Genomic DNA, 17,588 nt, shown 5'->3' with positions numbered 1-17,588 from the left:
ATAGCTTACATATATACTAATACTTAACTAAAGGAGCTGTCCTATGAAACCAACACTCAGAACAAGCGCAGCGCTCCTGACGCTGTCGCTGGCCCTCACTGCCGGAGCGGTCTCAGCTGCCCCACTGACAAGCCCAAGTGCAGCGAACGCTGTACAGGGCATTGCCAGCTCTGCTGCCAATCTATATTCAATTACCATTAACGGTTCAAACCTTACGGATACAGGCTTTCAGCCCTCCGCTGCCAAGGAGCCGCTGATCCCTCTGCGTGCTGTCGCAAGTGCACTGGGCTTCGACATTACCTGGAACCCTGCTGCCAAAGCCGTTGATCTGCATAAGGGCAACATTTATACGACGGTGAAGAGCGGGGAAGACCGCTATGTAATCAACAAAATGTATACCACACTCGGTACAGCACCGCTAACCAAGGCAGATAAAATCTATGTTCCTGCATCCTTCGTAAGTGAAGTGCTGCATCAGACAGTGGTTGTGGAGGGGAAGAAGATTACCATCAATTCAGCTGTGGAGCATGTGAATGAGCAGGGAGTTATCACCTCCATCCATAGCTCGGACGGATATGCCTCTGTGCAGATTAAGGGTGCCGGCACCGCCGGACTGGTGCTGAATATCAGCCGAGATACTGTGATCGAGCAAACTGACGGCACCAGCCTGGCTTTCGCTGATCTGCAGCTCGGCATGACCGTGTCCGCTGAGCATGCGATGTTCGCCACCTTCAGTCTGCCGCCGCAAACGCCGGCATACCGGATAACGGTACAGGATGACAAGCTGCAGAGTGATGTGCTGGGCACCGCCGGCAATCTTGAAGAGCTTACCAGGAACGGAGACGGCTCGCTCAGCATCCGCGTCAAGGGCAGCGCCTTAAGCGAAGCCTCGCAGTCTGAGATTGTACTCCGCCTGGCTGCAGATACGCCGCTGGTGAACGAGAGCGGCGGGACTGTAGAGCCGTCCGCCCTTGTGGAGGGCGCCTCCGTCATCGGCTTCTACACCCCGGTGATGACCCGGAGCCTGCCGCCGATTGCCGCTGCGCTCAAGGTTGTTGTGCAGACCCCGCAACCTGTTCAGCCTTAAGGCAACCGTAACTAACCAAACAGAGCATCCCTCCATTCAGCGGAGGGATGCTCTGTTTGTGTTGACGTTACCCGGGTTAACTCTTCACCGCTTGCCGCACCACCGGCTGCCGCCCCAGAGTAACCCTGTTCTTGCCTGTAGCCTTGGACAGGTAGAGGGCTTCATCCGCCTCACGGTACAAATCCTCGAAGGTCACATCACTCCGCTCTGTGAAGGCGATGCCGATGCTGACCGTAAGCCTGATGCGGTGCCCCCCGTCCAGCAGAACGGTATGCTCACCCATCGTCGCCCGGAAGCTCTCTGCCTCCTGCAGCGCCGCAGCCTCACTGCCGGTAAAGAAGCAGACCGCGAACTCCTCGCCGCCTACCCGTCCGGCGACTCCGTTATCCTGGTAGACCTGCAGAATTTTACACGATAAATCGACCAGTGCCTGATCACCGGCCATATGTCCGTATGTATCATTAATGAGCTTGAAATCATCTATGTCGAATAGAAGCAGGGCCATGCCCGCCCCGGCTTGTACAGAATAATTCTGCACCAGCCGCATGAAGTGCCTGCGGTTATACAGTCCGGTAAGGTCATCGACCGTAGCCTGATGCAGCAGCTCACGTTCATATCTTTTCTTCTCGCTGTGATCACTGAAGACCAGCAGCATACCCGTGTTCTCCGCCCCGCTCCGCTCGGTAGCAATGAGTGCAATCCCAAAACAGGCACCGTCCTTGCCGGGAGGCTCGATTTCGAACTGGCCTTCCGTCCGCCGGGTATAATGTGCCGAGAGTTGTCCATACCTCGCCAGCAGCAGATGAATACTCTTGCCCATCCAGGTATCGGTCTGCTTATCCACCAGCTCGGAGAGCATAACGCCTGCCGCTTCATTCACATCGATAATGCGATCATAGCGGTCGGTCAGTACAATACCATCCTTCATATTCTCGAAGATTTTGTTCTTGGCCAGCGGATAGAGCGACAGCCTCGGATCACGGAACAGAATCAGGTAAGCAGCAACGATGGGCGGCAGATAGGTAAAAGCGGTGAAGCCTGTAATCGTAATTTTGAGAAGCGGCAGCAGTGCAACCGACAGCACCGGAATCAGCAGTCCAACCAGCAGCAGCAGATTACGGCGGAAATAATGTTTAGGTGAATTCAGGAGGGAGATAGCCAGCAAATACACGGCATATAGTCCGAACAGCTGGTCATAGGCGATAAGAATCATACTTAGAACCGTAGGCTCGACGGCAATTCCGGTGACACCCGCTACTGTAGAGAGCCAGGCCTCACTGCGCATCAGATGATGATAGGAATCCGTAAAGATCAGGACAACATCTAACGCTACCGGAATACAAAAGAAAATAAGCCTCCTGCCCAAACCCTCCGAGGAACGGGATACATATTCTTTAATAACTGCATACGTGAAAATTGTACTCAAAAAAAGCGGGCCCTGCTGCAGATTCTTCCACCATAGCTTAGCCTGAAAAGTGCCTGATAAAATTTCCCCGGCCGTAGCCGCGAATATGAAGCTGACCAGCAGCATCAGTATCCATAAATAGCATCTTCCTGGTGTGTGGCGGTGCTTATAAGAACCGATGCCCATGTAGAGACTTAGAACGCTGCCCATTACTAAATAATACGGATAACCCTGCATCCACGGCATGTCATATTTCTCCTATTTTTGAGTTAGCTTTGCCTTATTATATCCTACTACCTCAGACAAATGAATCATTCTGCCAAAAAATACTCCCTCTCCCTAAAGACAACTATCCGCCTCCCGGCCGCTGATGCAGCCTGAACATACACGAAGACCCTACGGGCAGCCCGTAGAGTCTCCAAAAGGTGAGAAGCGAATTTATAGTTATGCAGGGTTCCAGTTGCTAGGGAGCTAAACCGGAATACAGCCTTCGAAGCCTTGACCGTATCCGTCGTTTCAAGTAGTACATGGGTGAATCAACTACCTTTCGGAAAACACGCAGGCATGCCCTTCCAAACGTCTAATTGATACCTTCCACTTCCCACCTAAGCATTAATACCCGTTAAGGAAGCCCGTTAAACATCTGAAGGATTATATACAAAAGAGGATACCCGTCCGCCATATGCATGGCTTGCGGAGTATCCTCTTGATCAAGATTACCATTATTTCTTCTGTGCCAGACGCTGTTTGAACTTGTCAACGCGGCCGCCAGTTTCGGTATCTCTTTGTTTACCAGTGTAGAACGGGTGGGATGCGGAGCTGGAGTCCACACGGATCACTGGATAAGTGTTGCCGTCTTCCCATTCCATAGTTTCACCGGAAGATTTCGTGGACGAGCTAAGGAACTTGAAGTTCACGCTTGCGTCAAAGAAAATAACCTGGTTGAACTTAGGGTGTATGCCTTGTTTCATTGTAATAACCTCCTTTCCGGACTAATGCAACTTCTATGGTATTATGAAGCCATCTCTTGGTCTATTTAATAAATCCCGGTAGACGAAGGGAATGCGTAAATCATACGATTTTTTACACGCCATACCATCATACGCGAAAGTCGTCCATGAGTCAACCTATTTAATACGGGAAACTATACTAGAGCGACTTCACCATTCCGCCGTCAATAAGCAGGGACTGGCCGGTAATATACGTATTGGCAAAAGAACCAAGGAAAACCGCCGCTTTGCCGAACTCCTCCGGCGTGCCGGTTCTCCCGAGCGGGATCCCCTTCAGCGCCTCGGCCTGGATCTGCTCAACCGCCACACCTGAAGCTTCCGCCCGTTTGCCGTCCAGCTGCAGAATCCGGTCGGTGCCGATGCGCCCGGGGGCCAGGCTGTTAATCAGGATGCCCTCCGGGGCAAGCTCCGCAGCCAGGCTCTTGTTCAGCGCACTTACGCCTGCGCGGAACACATTCGAGAGAATCAGCCCCTGTATCGGCTGCTTAATCGAGACCGAGCTGATGCTGACGATCCGCCCCCCGCCTGCCGCCGCCCGCAGGTACGGCAGCGCCTCGCGGATGAGCCGGACCGTGCTCATCAGCGTCAGCTCGAAGCCGCCGCTCCAGTCGGCGTCGGCCATGTCACCGAAACTGCCGCCCGGAGGCCCGCCGGCGTTCGTGACCAGCACATCCAGGCCGCCTCCATAGCCGGCGGCAAGCTTGACCGCCCGGGCAATATCCTCCGGGACGGTCACGTCCATTTCAGCCACGGCCACCTCGCGGCCCGTGGCTTCCAGGATGGCCTGCCGCGCAGCTTCCAGCTGCGGCAGGCTCCGGCTCGCAATCGTCACCTTCGCTCCTTCCCGCGCATATTCCATAGCCGTCGCCAGCCCCAGCCCTTTGCTGGCGGCCGCAACAAAAACCGATTTGCCTCCAAGTCCCAAATCCATATAGATGTCCTCCTGTCAGGTTAGGTATGAAATGAATGTCCTAATCTGCATTATACATCGTATTCCAATTGTTTTTTGGCTTGGACAATGAAATCGAGCGGATTCTCGATCGTCTCGGCAGCATATTCTACCGCACCGATCTTCAGGCCCAGGTTAACTTTGTATTTGCCGGAGAATTCCGTATCGTTCAGCTCCTGCAGCCGCTGCTTGATCCGTTCCACGACGATTTTGGAGCCTTCGCGGTCCGTGAAGAGCAGCAGCCCCCAGGTCGGCTCCTCCTTATCCAGCAGATACAGCGCATCATTCGTGCGGATGCTGGACTGGCTGAGCCGGGAGACGTCATAAATCGCTTCGGCGAGCTGTTCCTCCGGAATCAGGCGGCGGATCTCATTCCAGTACTTCACCTTGACGACAAGCAGCGTCAGCGGAATCTGATAACGCTTCGAGATTCCAGTGAACAGGTCGGCATCCTTCTGGAAGGAAATGCTGTTGCGCAGGTCGGTGTTCTCATCCACCGTAGCGAGACTCGCGCTGCGCTTCAGCAGCCGCTCATTCTCGGCCTGCAGCTCACGGGTGCTTGAGGTGAAGAGCCATAGCACCACCGTCAGCAGCGGGGTCATAATCAGCCAGAAATACGTATCCACACCTATGGAGGCACCTTCTGATACGGTCTGGTACACCACGAAGAAGCCGTAGCCGAAGATAAACGCCAGGTTGAGCGTAAGACCTGCGGTCACTGTAGTGAAATACGTAACCAGCGCCAGGATGAAGGCTACATTCAGAATAATGATGTTCCGGATATAGTGATCCGGAGAGCCGGCAATATATACGATGCAGGCGAAGATCAGGATCAGAAACGTCAGAAAGCCAAGGTCCGAGGTCAGGCTGCTGCGGTTACGTCTCACGCTTATCACCACGTTTCTTCTTATGTTTGCGCAGCAGCAGAAGCAGTGACAGAAGCACCAGTGTAACGGTCAGCACAGCTGCAGCTACGAAGCCAAGCACATCGGTCCGCTCCAGCACCTGCGAGACTACAGAATCCGGTAACGCCCCGGAGACCGTCTTGAAGCGGTAAGCGTTCACTGTGCCGTCCGTATCGGTCATTACACCGTCACCGTATACCTTCCAGCGGTCCTGCTCACTGGCAATCAGCCTGGAGGCCAGGTAATAGCTCTCCGGGCGGACAGCCGTCACCGCCAGCAGGGCCCGCCCGCCGGCATAGGGCGAATCCAGCAGCTGCAGCGTACCGATTCCGGCGCCGTACTGCTCTTCAATCGCTATTTTCTCATTGGATACCAGGGTAGAGCCGTCTTTGTTGTACCGGAAGAACAGCTTGTCATTATTATCCCGGATAATCCTGTTGTTCTTGTAGGTGCCGATAGCAATGATATTGTTGTTCGTCAGATTGTCCGAGTTGACCTCATCGGTGTAGAAGTGGATATCGCCTGTATTGCCCCCGGCATATTGGCCCAGCAGGTTAAAGATATGGCCCAGGCTCTGATAGGAATAATCGTCCATCTCCTGCGGCAGTACGACCGCTACATGATTGAAGATCTCGTCACGAAGAAACGGATACGGGTAGTTGCTCAGCAGCAGGTCGGTGCGGTCCTTCGTATTAAGCTGCATCAGCGATTCCTTGCTGATATAGGCCCAGGGCATCTGCTCCTTATTCGGTGTGCAGACCGCATTCGCCATCTCCAGATCAAAGGCGACCGTAACCGAGAAGTTACCGGAGATGCCAAGGCTTTGCGGAACTGAAAGATTCAGCACATCACCGTTAGCCAGCTCTTTGGTCAGCTTTTTACTGCCTATCGGCGTATTGTTAATGCTTACCGTTACCAGCGACCGGTCGAAATCCAGATTTCCGGCGTAACGGAAATCGATACTGATCTTGCCGTTATCCGCGATGGAGCGGTTCGCGGGCAGCGAGACAAAATACGTCTGCTCCCGGTGGTTCGGACCGTTCAGCTTATCCCCGGTTTCCGTAAACGTAATATTCGAGTTAATCGGCGGGGCCGGATCGGCCACATCGGTTGTATCATCCACCACCTTCAGATCTCCGCTGAGCTGGCTGAGCAGCTCCCGGCTCGCCAGCAGCCGGCCGGCTTTAATCAGCAGGCTCTCATCACTTGAAGTGACAACCAGCACCGGCGAAGCATCCTTATTTACCAGCTGGATTACAGCATGTGTTCCAAGATCATCAGTCTTGGTGATGAGGCTCTTCAGCGGCTCCGGCAGCCGGTCATACATGGCAACCAGCACCACCGCCCGCTTGTCCGCAGCTGTATCCTCACGGTAAGGGAGCAGCGGAATCGTCTTGCCCGCCAGCGTATTGGCTTTGGCGAGCCCCGCCAGCGCGTAAGCGGCACTCTCCAGCTCAGCACCGCTGGCCTTCTCCGGCACAGCAAGCAGGCTGTGTCCGCCGGAGAGGGTATCCGGCCCCGAGAACCTTGCGCTGAAATCGGCAATCCCGCCAGTAATCTCTTTGAGCGAATATACGACCGCAATATTAGAGGTATTGAACAAATGCAGCCAGCTGTCCTGCGCATCGTCCATACTGCACAGCTCATCGCCACCCACGGAGGTCTTCAGATTGCCCTGAATGCTTAAATTATTGCTGCCCGCCTTAAGGAAACCCCGCGGCGCGGGTATGCGCAGGCTCTGCTCCCCGTTATTGTCACTGGAAGGCCGGAAGGAATAGAACGGAATGCCGTTCAGCGACAGCGTCACACTGGACAGCTGATCCGCATTAATCTGGGTGATCTGAAAATGCAGATTGATGATCACCTGATCAACATTCCAGTAATCCATGACGGCGAAATACTGCTGCTGCGAGGCAGTGCCGGTCAGCGCAGTCTCGCTCCCGGTAAAATTCGTCTCATAGGTCAGCCTGGTGCCGCCAGAGGCCGCTTCTGCCGGTGCGGCAGGAATCTGAACCAGGAAATGGAAGAGGCAGAGCAGCAATAGTATCAGTTGTTTTCTCATCATAATCCGTATCTCCTGTATCGCATATTTCTTCTCCGGCATTTTAGTAGCGCTCGGTCTTGTACCATTTGGCTTCCCTCTTAAACAAGACATCCTTAAGGTAGTTATACAGCCCGTAGGCGGCAACGACCATCCACATCTGGCAATATGATACGTACATCAGCAGAATAATCCACAGATTCGATAAGCTCATCTCACCCTTCTCCGTAGTCAGCGTAACGAAGATTCCGACCACGAACAGCACGATGGCCAACAGCCACAGGAAGCTGCTCAGTCCGGCAATGGTAGTGTGAACATATCCCATGGCATGAAGGATCAGCAGCACATCCGAGGTGACCAGTGAAATCAGCAGCAGGAAATAGATGGAGACATAGTACAGAATATCGAAGCGGATCCTGGCTGCCTTGCGGTCGAAGAGCAGCGGAATATTTTTGACAATGACATAGATATTGCCCTTCGCCCAGCGTGTCCGCTGCCTGAACCAGACCTTCACCGTCTGCGGCTCCTGCTCCCAGGTGACTGATTTGGGCTGAAACTTGATCCGGTAACCCATCATATAGATTCGGAAGCTAATCTCCGTATCCTCAGCAATCGCCTTAACATCCCAGCCGCCGATGCTCTCCACAATCGACCGCCGCATGATGAAATTCGTTCCCGGAATGGTACAAAGCTTGAACAGCTTCCAGCGCCCGGCCTGGGCCATCCACTGAAACGAGAGGGTCTCGATATTAATAAACCGGGTCAGCAGGCTTGCATCACGGTTACGGGTCCGGAACTTGCCGATCACCGCCCCGAGCGTAGCATCATTCATAATCTCCGCCACAAGATACTTCAGCGCAGTCCGCTCCGGGGTATTATCCGCATCATAAATGGCGATCAGCTCACCTGTACTGCGGGTAAAGCCGATATTCAGCGCGTTCGATTTCCCCTTGCCGCCAGTAACCGCATCGGTATTAATAATAATCAGCTTGCGGTGCGGGTTCTTCCGCTGGATATCACCCAGCAGCTCCGCACTGTTGTCTGAGGAGTTATCGTTAATGACGATGATCTCATACCGGTCATGCGGATAATCAAGCGCGAGCAGCGATTCCACCGTCTTGCTGATGACTACGCCCTCGTTATGTGCAGGGACCATGATGGTCACCATCGGGTACTCCCCTTTAATTTCGGGCACCTGCGCATTCTCGGTTGCGATGTAATACAGATAGCCCGCTATGATCAGCGCCACATTCACAAGCAGCAGGGACCAGATACAGATGACCGCAATGACCATCAGGATGTCTGAGATCGTCATATTATTCTCCTAATGTCGTTAAATTTGTCTTCACTGCTTATTTCAAATATTTCCTGCGGTACAGTCTGTACCCGACCGTCAGCAGTCCGCCGAACAGCAGCAGCGCAATCAGAATCACAATAATAAAGAACTGATTCTGTACGCTGAACAGACGGTTGAAGCTCGTGGCCTGCTCCTCCTGGTATTCGTAATCGCCGGCAACTGCCTGCGGAATATAATCTACATTCAGCGCAGCAGCGCCAACAGTGATCACCCCGTCCGCAGAGAGAATGTGGCTTGTCTCTGTAGTTACCTCATGGGGAGCCTGCTTGTAGTCAGCGAACGTGTACCACTCCGCGTCCAGCTCCTGCAGCATTTCCTTCAGCGCCTCTTCATCCTCCGGCAGATCATAGGTGAGCGCCGCGTTCAGCGGAAGCTCCGGCATCGCCTTCCCGCTGCGGCTGATGCCCTGCAGAAGCTCCGGCTTCAGACTGTACAGCACGGAGGGAAATGCCATGGAGGTATCGGTCTGCTCCATGTATCTGGCTTCCTCATCACCATAGAGCACCGCTGAGTCAAAGAAGCCCATCCCGGCTGTGGAATACTCTTTGTCGTAGGTCCAGTAATTCTCTGCGGCTATGCCAAGCGGGGCTACTCCGCCCTCAGCCAGCACATCGATGAAGCTGCTCATCTTTCCCCGCAGTGAGCGGTCATCGCTCTTGATCGGCGGCCGGACGGCCGGAGCATTAATAACAATACTGCCGTTATGGGACTGCACCGTGCGCAGCGCGTCCAGATATCTCTTCATTGCCGGGAAATCGGTATTGCCGAACACCGGCCGGATGCTGGCGATGAACGGAATTCCGCGCTCGTACAGCTCATCTGCTGTCTTCTCCAGCAGGTCCAGGTCAGAAAAGGGGTAGATTTCCTTGAGCACCAGGTAGGTGCGGGGACGGATCGGCGAATGCAGCCAATCCTTCAATACATAGGCCATGGCTATGCCGCTTAAATCACCCTGCTTCAGATACGGGACATAAGCGAACCTGCCGCTGCTTACCGCATAGGGGGCCTGCACGCCTCCGGCTCCCATGGCCCACTCTCCATATGACCGTTCAGCCTGTTCGGCTGTAATATAAGGCATTTCGTCCATCCGCAGCGGGATGGCGGAGAAGCCGCCGACCGAGAGGCCAGCGCCCGGCCCGTGCCATACCGCTGTCTTCACTTGCATTGCCTGCATGATACGGGAGGGCAGCTGGTAGCCGACATGCAGCACCGAGCCCTGAAAACCGGCGACATCCTCCAGATAGGCACGGTCCTCAATCGGGGGCCCGGCATGGTTTACAACCGTAATGATTCCGGAGTATGCAGACATGTCCCCTTGCTTATAGGCAGATATATTCTTTAGCGTAACCTGTGTACTGTAGGCAGCGAGCAGCCGCTGCAGCCCTGCCACGTTGCCTTCCTTGTCTGTGCCTTTGCCCAGGCTGTCATACAGCAGCAGCACACGCTGGGAGGCGGCATAGGACGGATTCGAGGCAGCAGAAGCTGCCGGAGCAGACGGCAGGAGGCTTGTTGCCAGAAGCAGCAGCAGAATCAGAATTCCTACGCGTTTCAAATACTTACCCCTTTCTGCAATGCCGGATACTCTGGAGCCGGCAGGACAGGTGGGCCAGCCGGTGCTGATTTCTTGGATGAGATTCCGCGGCCGATGAAGCTTGATGCCGCCAGGAAGGTAATCAGGTCGAACGCCAGGGTGAACAGGAATTCATGTTTGGCAATATCCGCGTCCCCGGCCCCGATAATGGACACTACTATGCCAGACAGGCCGACAAGCAGGGTCGCCGCAATGACGAACATCCGCTGCATCCCCCGGTAATCCCGGGCCCGGACCGCGCTCACGAACGATGGCATGTAGACGCCTGTAATGACAGCCATCCAGAGCAGAATGAAAGAGAAGGTGCGGGGAGCCGCTTTTTCCTTCAGCGTACTGTAGAAGGTGAAGAAATGGCTCTGTGCCCGGAACTCCTTGCCGGCTGACTTCTCGTAGTTGCCCATTGCCGCCGGTTTGATCGTATAGGCGCTTTCTGCCGCCGTGTCGAGAATCGAGCCGAGCTGGTCCGGATGGGACACATAATATTTAAGAATGGAAACAAAGCCGTAGCGGCTGTAGAAATCCTTCTCCAGCAGGTCCGATTTCACATCGGCCGTCCCGTACTGGTCATAGTAGGTATTTTCTTTAAGAATCGCGTATTGCTCGTTGATTCCGAACGACTTCAGCGCCGTTTCAGGATTCTCCGATTCCATCAGCACCCCGCGCGTCATGGCATGGTACTGATTAATATTTACAAATTCCTTGGAGATATTAAGATAAGTGGCAATACCGGCGAGCATCATCAGGGCGGCGGACAGAAGGGTAATCCAGCGGAACAGCTTGTCCCGGCGGATCCAGAGAAGAGAGACAGAGAGCAGAGAGATGACCATGCCGACAGGAGCATTTTGCTGTTTGGAGGTGGTAAGAATGAGTGTACCGGCCAGAAGGACAGCCAGCATGGCGTAGTCGTTATATCTTTGACGGTACAGCAGCAGCCATGAGGCGAACACAAACATCATCATGACCATCACCAGGCTTTCGCCGAAGAATGAATTGAAATAGGCGGTATAGCCGGTGTCTCCGAAGATGAAGACCGCGAGCAGCGCAACAAGCATTCCCCGTTTGCGGGGCATTTTGAACGTTACAGCTTCAATCAGCAGGTAGACAGCCGCGGTATACAGAAGCGTATAGACAGCGGCCTGAAACCGGATATCAAATATTTCCTTGCTGAAGACAAGCTTGTTGATTGCCAGGGCCAGCTTAATAAACAGTGACTGTGAAGAGACCAGCATCGAGCTGTTCTCGTTATAATACTGAAAGATTCCAAACTGCTTCACGAAATAGCCGAAGTACTGGCTGTCGTAATCAGGGAGGTTGAAGTACAGCCCGTTGCTGTAAATAATCCGGAAAAAATCGCCGTTATCCGCCATCCCCACATAAGGTGCCGTGAACAGGGCAATGACGGTAACGAGCAGTACGCCTAAGGACGCAGCCAGTGCCGGACTCATCCGCAGGTGGGACAGCACCGTTCTGAAGCTGGCCGGAGTTCTTACCGGCTGGTCTATCTTTATCTCTATCATACGTATCACCTTCGCTACTCTTGGAGTCGGGTCTTGTAGGAATAAGCGGCAAGTGCCATCAGATTGTCAAAAGAATATGCCTGCCCGGAAGCCGCGTCCCCAAATCCGCCATACAGCGGACTTACCGCATCCGTAACTCTGAATTCATTCATCCGCCCGATGCTGTCCCGGTAGAGAGCTTCATCTCCCAGTACAGCACCAATCATGGCCGTGAGCGCATAAATCGCCGTTGAGCGGATATCACTCGCAGGCTGCCCGTCACGGGTATACTGCCCGTATAATGTTCCGGCCTGAACCTGCTTTTTGAGATAACGGATGCTTGCCTGCTTCTGGTGGCGGTCCTCAGCCAGATGCAGGATTGTGAGCAAGGATTCAACGGTATTGATATGTTCAGAGCTGTATTGCCCCGACTCGTAATCAAACCGGGTTTCGTAGAATGGAAATGCATCAGACAGATACCCGTCCTCGAGTATTCCGCCCATATTATGCAACAATATTCCACCCGATTCGCTATCTATCGACAAATTTCGCAACGCACTCAGATCAATATAACACAAAGTGATGAACCCGTTGGTAGTTTTGAAAATATTGTCATAAAAATCATACATGTATCCATCTTTTACATTATTAGCATAGAACCGTTGTCCATATTTAGCCGCCGCCTCAGTGTACTGCTGCTGATTAAAGGCTTGTCCGGCTTCATATAGAGCACTGATCAGCCTCAGGTCATCCACCGCTGCATTAACCGGGTACTGCTTCTGCTGCTTGGGGCTGAACCGGTAGCTGAAGCCGCTGTCCATATCGAAGACTTCCCGGGCCAGCGCCCACTGCCGGTCAAACAGCGCCTGATCACCGTCCAGTACAGCCGTCTCCATCAGCAGGGAGGCCGATTCGCTCAGGATTTCATGGCCTGTAGCCTGCTCAGCCGATTGAGCCGATTCCAGCAGGTTGGTATATACCCCTTGAGGCCCCATAAGTTTTGCGTTAATGAAGTTTCGTAATTCCTGTTCTTCCGCCGCTGTGTCAGGCAGCTGCTCCTTCGGACCGGCCGTTACCGCCGGAGAATAGGGGGCAGGGCTCGGCTCCGGGCGGGCCTCATGGGCGCCGCAAGAGCTAAGTATCAGCACCGATATTCCAAGAATCACAGCTTTGCTTAGTGTATTTCCCAATCGATCACATCCTTAAAGGACCGAGTAATAAATTGTCCATAATACTATAACGGTAATTAATGTCACATTATTTACTGTTGCTATGAACATTATGTGTCTTTCTTTGGAAAAAACAAAAAAGAGCTGCACCCAGATCCTGATGACCTGTGCAGCTCTGTTTCATGGAACGATCCTGTTCCGTTAATGGATTAAGCTTATCCTTGTCTGATCTTCCGGTAAGTCGCTTCATCCGCCACAATATAGAGCCGGGCATCCGCCGGAATCAGCTGATTCAGCTTGCGGTTAATACCGAGATCCCCGCGGTCGGACAGCAGGGTGGCTCCCTGTTGAAGCAGATCCTGAAAGGCCTCGCCATAAGTGTTCCACCTGCTGCTGCGGGGGATTTCATAAATATCATCCCCGTGCTGGCGGCTGAGCAGCTGGGTAATCACCTCGGAATTGCCCTCCTGCAGGGCTGAGCGGACCGCTAATCTGGAGATGGCATCATGGGAGAGCACGAACTCATTCACTTGAACATGCTTGAAGTTCTGAATGTTCTTCTCCTGCATGATTTCCACCGTTGTATGTACCTGGGGGGCGATCCGTTCAATGCTGGAAGCAATCAGCAGCGTTTTGCCGTCAGTCAGTGAAGCCTCATCGATCCGGGTATCACCGAACACGATAGCTGCCCGGGCGCCTTCAATATTTGCCTTGCGCAGAATGTCATCGCTGGAGGCATCGCCGCTGATGAAGTGCACCTGCTCCGCCGCTTCCAGCGGATGACGCCCGCTCTCATCAATGATAACGATCCGGCATTTCGGATCATAACACAGAATTTCCTCTACAGCCGCCTGTGTTTTGCGGCTCCAGTTAATCAGCACGACATGCTGATGTCCGTGAAAGCTCAAGGTTCCGGCTCCTCTCCTGCGCTGCATCTCGCCCATGGCGTCGATGATCTTGCCTATCACTAAACTGAGCAGCCCGATGCCAAAGATATATAGGAATATCGTAAACACTTTGCCTGTAACCGTTGCGGCGAAGAAGTCGCCATAGCCGACGGTCGACATGGTCGTCATCACCCAGTAGAGGGCATTGAACCAGTTATGAAACGTATCCGGCTCCAGCAGGAACGCTGTGGTTGCACTCAGAATAATGAAGACCAGAATAACCAGACCGATGGACTTCTTCTTAAGGTGAAGCAGCTTACCGGATATGCGGAGTAAAAAATGCAACACTCATCCCTGCTTTCAGGTAATAGTTGACCCGGCTCTGCCAAGCCTGCTAGATAATCAGGCTGCTGACCGCAAATGCGGTTCCGATGAAGACCATGCACAGCACTGTACCCACTGCAGCATTTCCCTTCTGCAGCTGCTCCGAAATCCGGAAGCCCGGCGTGAACAGCTCGAAGATCCAGTAAGAGGCCACCAGGCAGACATAACCTACCGCAAACCAGAGCATCATGAACCAGATCGAGGTATTCGTATAAGCCGCTACGCCGAGAATGATTGCCGTGGCCAGGAATTTGCCGCCAAAGGCCAGCCCTACAGCCACATTCCCCTTCTTCAGCTCCTCCATATCCTTGAAGGGTGTCATCAGGGTGAATATAACCATACCCAGCACTTGAAGCAGTACAATGGTCAGAATACTGACCGCCAGATTAATAACAATTGTCAATTAGCCCACCCCCGAAATTTAGCATAAGCCGCATCATAATCTTCGAAATCATGCACTTCCTCCAGCACAACAGAGACGGATTTCTGCTTCTCCATTGCGGTATACCGCTTATCATCAATCGGCTGCTTGATCCGGTTGCCGGAAGGCAGCTCAATGACGGCGAAATTTCTGGTTTTATTCTGATACTGCGTTTTGTAGACCCCGACAAGATCTACATCGGTTGTAATCGACACCTTGAGGTTGGCCAGATCCTCTGTTGCTGTCTTCTGGTCACTGTAGGATTTCAGCGTACTCCACGACGACAGCCTGATCTCATTCTTCTGGTCAGCACCCGTCACAAGCTCGGCGTCCATGAACTGCAGCGTCCAGACCGTATCGCCTGTAGCATAATTGCCGTCATTCGGGAGCAGCTCATTGTCCGGTAATACCGTCATATCACTGCCGATCAGATCGCCTACCTTACCTTCTACAATCCGGTAATCCCAGGGCACACGTGCCACACTGTCTGTCGTTTCGGTATCCGTATGGAATACACTGTCCGGATTATTCGAGCATGCGCCTAGCAGCATGACGGCCAGCAGCGCTGCGGCCAGCACTCCGCTCCGGATTACCCATCCGGCACCGCGCCCCTCTTTACCCTTGTTCATCTTCAAGCCCCCTCACTCCTAACGCAATAAAATGACTGGCATTGCCGGTAATCGGTCCGCCGGCCCGGCCGAGCAGCCCGCACGGCTTCCCGTTGATTACGAACATGCCGGTCAGCAGATGAAGCTCACCTTCCGGGGTCATAATCCGGGCCATTTCGGCTCTTTTTTGATACACCGTCGGAAACAGCTGGCTGCTGTCAAAGCCGTCTTCATCTTCAATTTCAAGTTCCCCGCTGTCATTGAAGATCCGTACCGAGCCGCCTTCCCGGCCGAATACCGACTTGGATACAAAGCTCTCGGAGAAGACTGCCTTATTGTAGGTCGGCAGGATATAGCGGGAGATCAGCCCGCGCTCTTCTGCGCTGAACAGCAGGCCCAGCTCATACATTCCCCAGACCGCAGCAACCAGTCCCTTGGACTGCAGGATAATGCTGTGCGGTCCGTTGAACAGCTGGAGCTTTCCGGTCTCGATGGAATAAGCGAGTGCATCGCCGCCTTCATCCACCGCCATCCATTCCTTCGGATACAGGGCGAACATCCGCTGAATCTCGCGGTCCTCTCCGTCCTTCACCACGCCCTCGTCAATCCACAGGTCCAGGCAATCCACACAGCGGATATCCAGCCCGCTGTGTGCAGCCAGCGCCTCAATCGTTCCGGAATCCTCCTGATGGCTGCCGTAGGCGACGCATGCAACGGTGTCCGGGCGTTCCACCGCCCAGGCGGCTGCCAGATGCTCTTTCATTCCGCCATTCGGACTGATTATCCCCGCCCCGGCACAGATCCAGGGCGTAGCAATGGAGGCCTCCACATAGCCGGTCGGCGTATCCGCATTCAATTCCAGCAGCTTGATCGTTCCGTCACCGGCCACAGCAAAGTCAAACCGGGCATACCGGCTGATCAGCCCCGGCTCCGGCAGCGGGCAATCATCAAGCATCTGCCACAGCACCGGGGGAATTCCCAGCAGATCATACAGGTCATGCTTGAGATGGACATAGCGGACCGCTTTATCGAGAATACTCCATAATCCGGCAGATGCTGCCTGTAATTCCTGATAAGTCTCTTTGCGCATTACCGCCACTGCATCCATCCAATATTCCTCATCCTCCAGATCGGCCCAGGTAAAGCCAAGCTCATGCAGCTGCTGTACCCGGGGCGCCCGTTCCAGATTGGACAGATCTATAAATTCAAATACATGCTCTGCCTGGATCATCCGCCGAAACCGCTCTTGCTTGAGCTTTTGCCGGAGCTGGACTTTGATGTGGATGATTTGGAGGACGATGATTTCGATGTAGAAGACTTAGAAGTTGAAGGTTTGGAGGCAGAAGAGCCGGACTTGGATGAAGAGGTACCGGAGCCGCTTGTGCTTGAGCCAAGCCCGCTGGAGGTTCCGCCGATCCCGCCCGATTTCGAAGATGTATTTCTGCGTGTAATGGAACCGGTAGAGGTCGTAGAGGTCTTTGGCTTCGCGACTGACCCGGCCACCGGCTTGTTCTGGAAGCTGCCGCTGCTATAGGTCGGCGGCTTGTAGGTGGTCCGTGTCCCCCCGTAATAAGTCGGCCGGTCGTTATACCAGCCTCTGGAGGAATAATACGATCCGCTGTTGAACAGCATGTGGTACAGCAGCATATCATCCCAGCCGAAACCGGAGTTATAACCGCCGTAGTTATTGATTACCGTTGTTCCATTAGAGGTTACTACCCCCCGTCCCTCCTCCAGCACCTCTTCCTGGCCTTCCTCCGGGTAAGGGATATTCCAGTCTACATTCTTGTCGAAGTAGTCCTTGACCTCCTCGGTAGACCAGGAGACCAGCTTCGGCTCCTCTACTGCACCGCCGTTCCCGCTGGCGCCGGCGCCGCCGGGAATAAACAGCGCATTAGCCAGCAGCGCAATCCCGAGCGAGGTTGACAGCACCCGGATCGGCTTGCCGTCGGGCGTGAACAGCCTGGTTACTGCCGGTTCTTTTGTATTCTCATATTTTGCCAAATTCGGCCCCCCCTTTCTTCAATTGTATGCCTAACCTTCGGTCCGCATCGGAACGAGCAGAAGCTCCAGCTTCCCTTCATCCACATTCAGCCGCCCTTCGACCGCCTCGAACTCGCGGCCGCCGACAACGAGGTAATTCACATGCTCCAGAGCCGTAATCATATTCATGCTCCAGGTGCGCTCCTCAATGATATGCAGGTCGCCTTCAGGCATTTTCTCAAACAAAATAACATTCATTCCGTTGTCCATTCTTCCTCATCCTTTCCTTGCTGAA

General features: G+C 53.8%; 16 protein-coding genes. 1 reads left to right on the top strand and 15 read right to left on the bottom strand.

Annotated elements, in window-relative coordinates:
• Positions 1 to 43: 43 nt before the first annotated feature.
• Positions 44 to 1,087: a copper amine oxidase N-terminal domain-containing protein gene (locus LOS79_RS26265; protein WP_315413539.1), complete on the top strand. Its 1,044-nt coding sequence runs from the start codon at positions 44 to 46 to the stop codon at positions 1,085 to 1,087.
• A gap of 76 nt (positions 1,088 to 1,163) precedes the next feature.
• Here the strand turns inward: LOS79_RS26265 and LOS79_RS26260 are convergent, their stop codons facing one another.
• The 15 genes from LOS79_RS26260 to LOS79_RS26190 form a co-directional block, all read right to left on the bottom strand.
• A complete protein-coding gene (locus LOS79_RS26260) occupies positions 1,164 to 2,738 on the bottom strand; it encodes a histidine kinase N-terminal 7TM domain-containing diguanylate cyclase (RefSeq protein WP_315413537.1) in 1,575 nt (524 codons plus the stop codon).
• A gap of 476 nt (positions 2,739 to 3,214) precedes the next feature.
• A complete protein-coding gene (locus LOS79_RS26255) occupies positions 3,215 to 3,463 on the bottom strand; it encodes a type B 50S ribosomal protein L31 (RefSeq protein ID WP_315413536.1) in 249 nt (82 codons plus the stop codon).
• Between the two features lie 178 nt (positions 3,464 to 3,641).
• A complete protein-coding gene (locus LOS79_RS26250) occupies positions 3,642 to 4,433 on the bottom strand; it encodes an SDR family oxidoreductase (RefSeq protein WP_315413535.1) in 792 nt (263 codons plus the stop codon).
• 50 nt (positions 4,434 to 4,483) lie between these two features.
• On the bottom strand, positions 4,484 to 5,338 hold the full coding sequence (locus tag LOS79_RS26245; protein WP_315413534.1) for a diguanylate cyclase domain-containing protein: 855 nt from the start codon (positions 5,336 to 5,338) through the stop codon (positions 4,484 to 4,486).
• Positions 5,328 to 7,421 (bottom strand): cellulose biosynthesis cyclic di-GMP-binding regulatory protein BcsB, encoded by a 2,094-nt coding sequence (locus LOS79_RS26240; protein ID WP_315413533.1) that lies wholly within the window; start codon positions 7,419 to 7,421, stop codon positions 5,328 to 5,330. Before LOS79_RS26240 ends, LOS79_RS26245 begins: the two co-directional genes overlap by 11 nt.
• A gap of 40 nt (positions 7,422 to 7,461) precedes the next feature.
• On the bottom strand, positions 7,462 to 8,712 hold the full coding sequence (locus LOS79_RS26235; RefSeq protein ID WP_315413532.1) for a glycosyltransferase family 2 protein: 1,251 nt from the start codon (positions 8,710 to 8,712) through the stop codon (positions 7,462 to 7,464).
• Positions 8,713 to 8,749: 37 nt separating this feature from the next.
• Positions 8,750 to 10,306, bottom strand: coding sequence for a hypothetical protein (locus LOS79_RS26230; RefSeq protein WP_315413531.1), 1,557 nt, complete (start codon positions 10,304 to 10,306; stop codon positions 8,750 to 8,752).
• A complete protein-coding gene (locus LOS79_RS26225) occupies positions 10,303 to 11,862 on the bottom strand; it encodes a glycan biosynthesis hexose transferase WsfD (RefSeq protein WP_315413530.1) in 1,560 nt (519 codons plus the stop codon). Before LOS79_RS26225 ends, LOS79_RS26230 begins: the two co-directional genes overlap by 4 nt.
• A gap of 14 nt (positions 11,863 to 11,876) precedes the next feature.
• Entirely contained in the window at positions 11,877 to 13,031 is a 1,155-nt protein-coding gene (locus LOS79_RS26220) for a glycosyl hydrolase family 8 (RefSeq protein WP_315413529.1), read from the bottom strand.
• Between the two features lie 194 nt (positions 13,032 to 13,225).
• Positions 13,226 to 14,242 (bottom strand): potassium channel family protein, encoded by a 1,017-nt coding sequence (locus LOS79_RS26215; protein ID WP_315413528.1) that lies wholly within the window; start codon positions 14,240 to 14,242, stop codon positions 13,226 to 13,228.
• A gap of 49 nt (positions 14,243 to 14,291) precedes the next feature.
• Positions 14,292 to 14,684 (bottom strand): DUF350 domain-containing protein, encoded by a 393-nt coding sequence (locus LOS79_RS26210; protein ID WP_315413527.1) that lies wholly within the window; start codon positions 14,682 to 14,684, stop codon positions 14,292 to 14,294.
• Positions 14,681 to 15,331, bottom strand: coding sequence for a signal peptide protein (locus tag LOS79_RS26205; RefSeq protein WP_315413526.1), 651 nt, complete (start codon positions 15,329 to 15,331; stop codon positions 14,681 to 14,683). The genes LOS79_RS26210 and LOS79_RS26205 overlap by 4 nt, the downstream gene beginning before the upstream one ends.
• Positions 15,318 to 16,541: a glutathionylspermidine synthase family protein gene (locus LOS79_RS26200; protein ID WP_315413525.1), complete on the bottom strand. Its 1,224-nt coding sequence runs from the start codon at positions 16,539 to 16,541 to the stop codon at positions 15,318 to 15,320. Before LOS79_RS26200 ends, LOS79_RS26205 begins: the two co-directional genes overlap by 14 nt.
• Entirely contained in the window at positions 16,538 to 17,314 is a 777-nt protein-coding gene (locus LOS79_RS26195) for a hypothetical protein (protein WP_315413524.1), read from the bottom strand. The genes LOS79_RS26200 and LOS79_RS26195 overlap by 4 nt, the downstream gene beginning before the upstream one ends.
• A gap of 30 nt (positions 17,315 to 17,344) precedes the next feature.
• Complete coding sequence (locus LOS79_RS26190; protein ID WP_315413523.1) at positions 17,345 to 17,563, bottom strand: hypothetical protein; 219 nt, start codon at positions 17,561 to 17,563, stop codon at positions 17,345 to 17,347.
• Between the last annotated feature and the right edge of the window lie 25 nt (positions 17,564 to 17,588).

This window comes from Paenibacillus sp. MMS20-IR301 (assembly GCF_032302195.1).
GTDB lineage: Bacteria > Bacillota > Bacilli > Paenibacillales > Paenibacillaceae > Paenibacillus_AQ.
The sequence above is the reverse complement of the archived record's forward strand: the minus strand, read 5'-3'. Positions and strand labels throughout refer to the sequence as shown.

Coding starts and splice junctions, on each gene's coding strand:
- LOS79_RS26260 (WP_315413537.1), bottom strand. CDS start 2,738: ATGCCGTGGATGCAGGGTTATCCGTATTATTTAGTAATGGGCAGCGTT.
- LOS79_RS26205 (WP_315413526.1), bottom strand. CDS start 15,331: ATGAACAAGGGTAAAGAGGGGCGCGGTGCCGGATGGGTAATCCGGAGC.
- LOS79_RS26265 (WP_315413539.1), top strand. CDS start 44: ATGAAACCAACACTCAGAACAAGCGCAGCGCTCCTGACGCTGTCGCTG.
- LOS79_RS26250 (WP_315413535.1), bottom strand. CDS start 4,433: ATGGATTTGGGACTTGGAGGCAAATCGGTTTTTGTTGCGGCCGCCAGC.
- LOS79_RS26255 (WP_315413536.1), bottom strand. CDS start 3,463: ATGAAACAAGGCATACACCCTAAGTTCAACCAGGTTATTTTCTTTGAC.
- LOS79_RS26200 (WP_315413525.1), bottom strand. CDS start 16,541: ATGATCCAGGCAGAGCATGTATTTGAATTTATAGATCTGTCCAATCTG.
- LOS79_RS26235 (WP_315413532.1), bottom strand. CDS start 8,712: ATGACGATCTCAGACATCCTGATGGTCATTGCGGTCATCTGTATCTGG.
- LOS79_RS26225 (WP_315413530.1), bottom strand. CDS start 11,862: ATGATAGAGATAAAGATAGACCAGCCGGTAAGAACTCCGGCCAGCTTC.
- LOS79_RS26190 (WP_315413523.1), bottom strand. CDS start 17,563: ATGGACAACGGAATGAATGTTATTTTGTTTGAGAAAATGCCTGAAGGC.
- LOS79_RS26240 (WP_315413533.1), bottom strand. CDS start 7,421: ATGATGAGAAAACAACTGATACTATTGCTGCTCTGCCTCTTCCATTTC.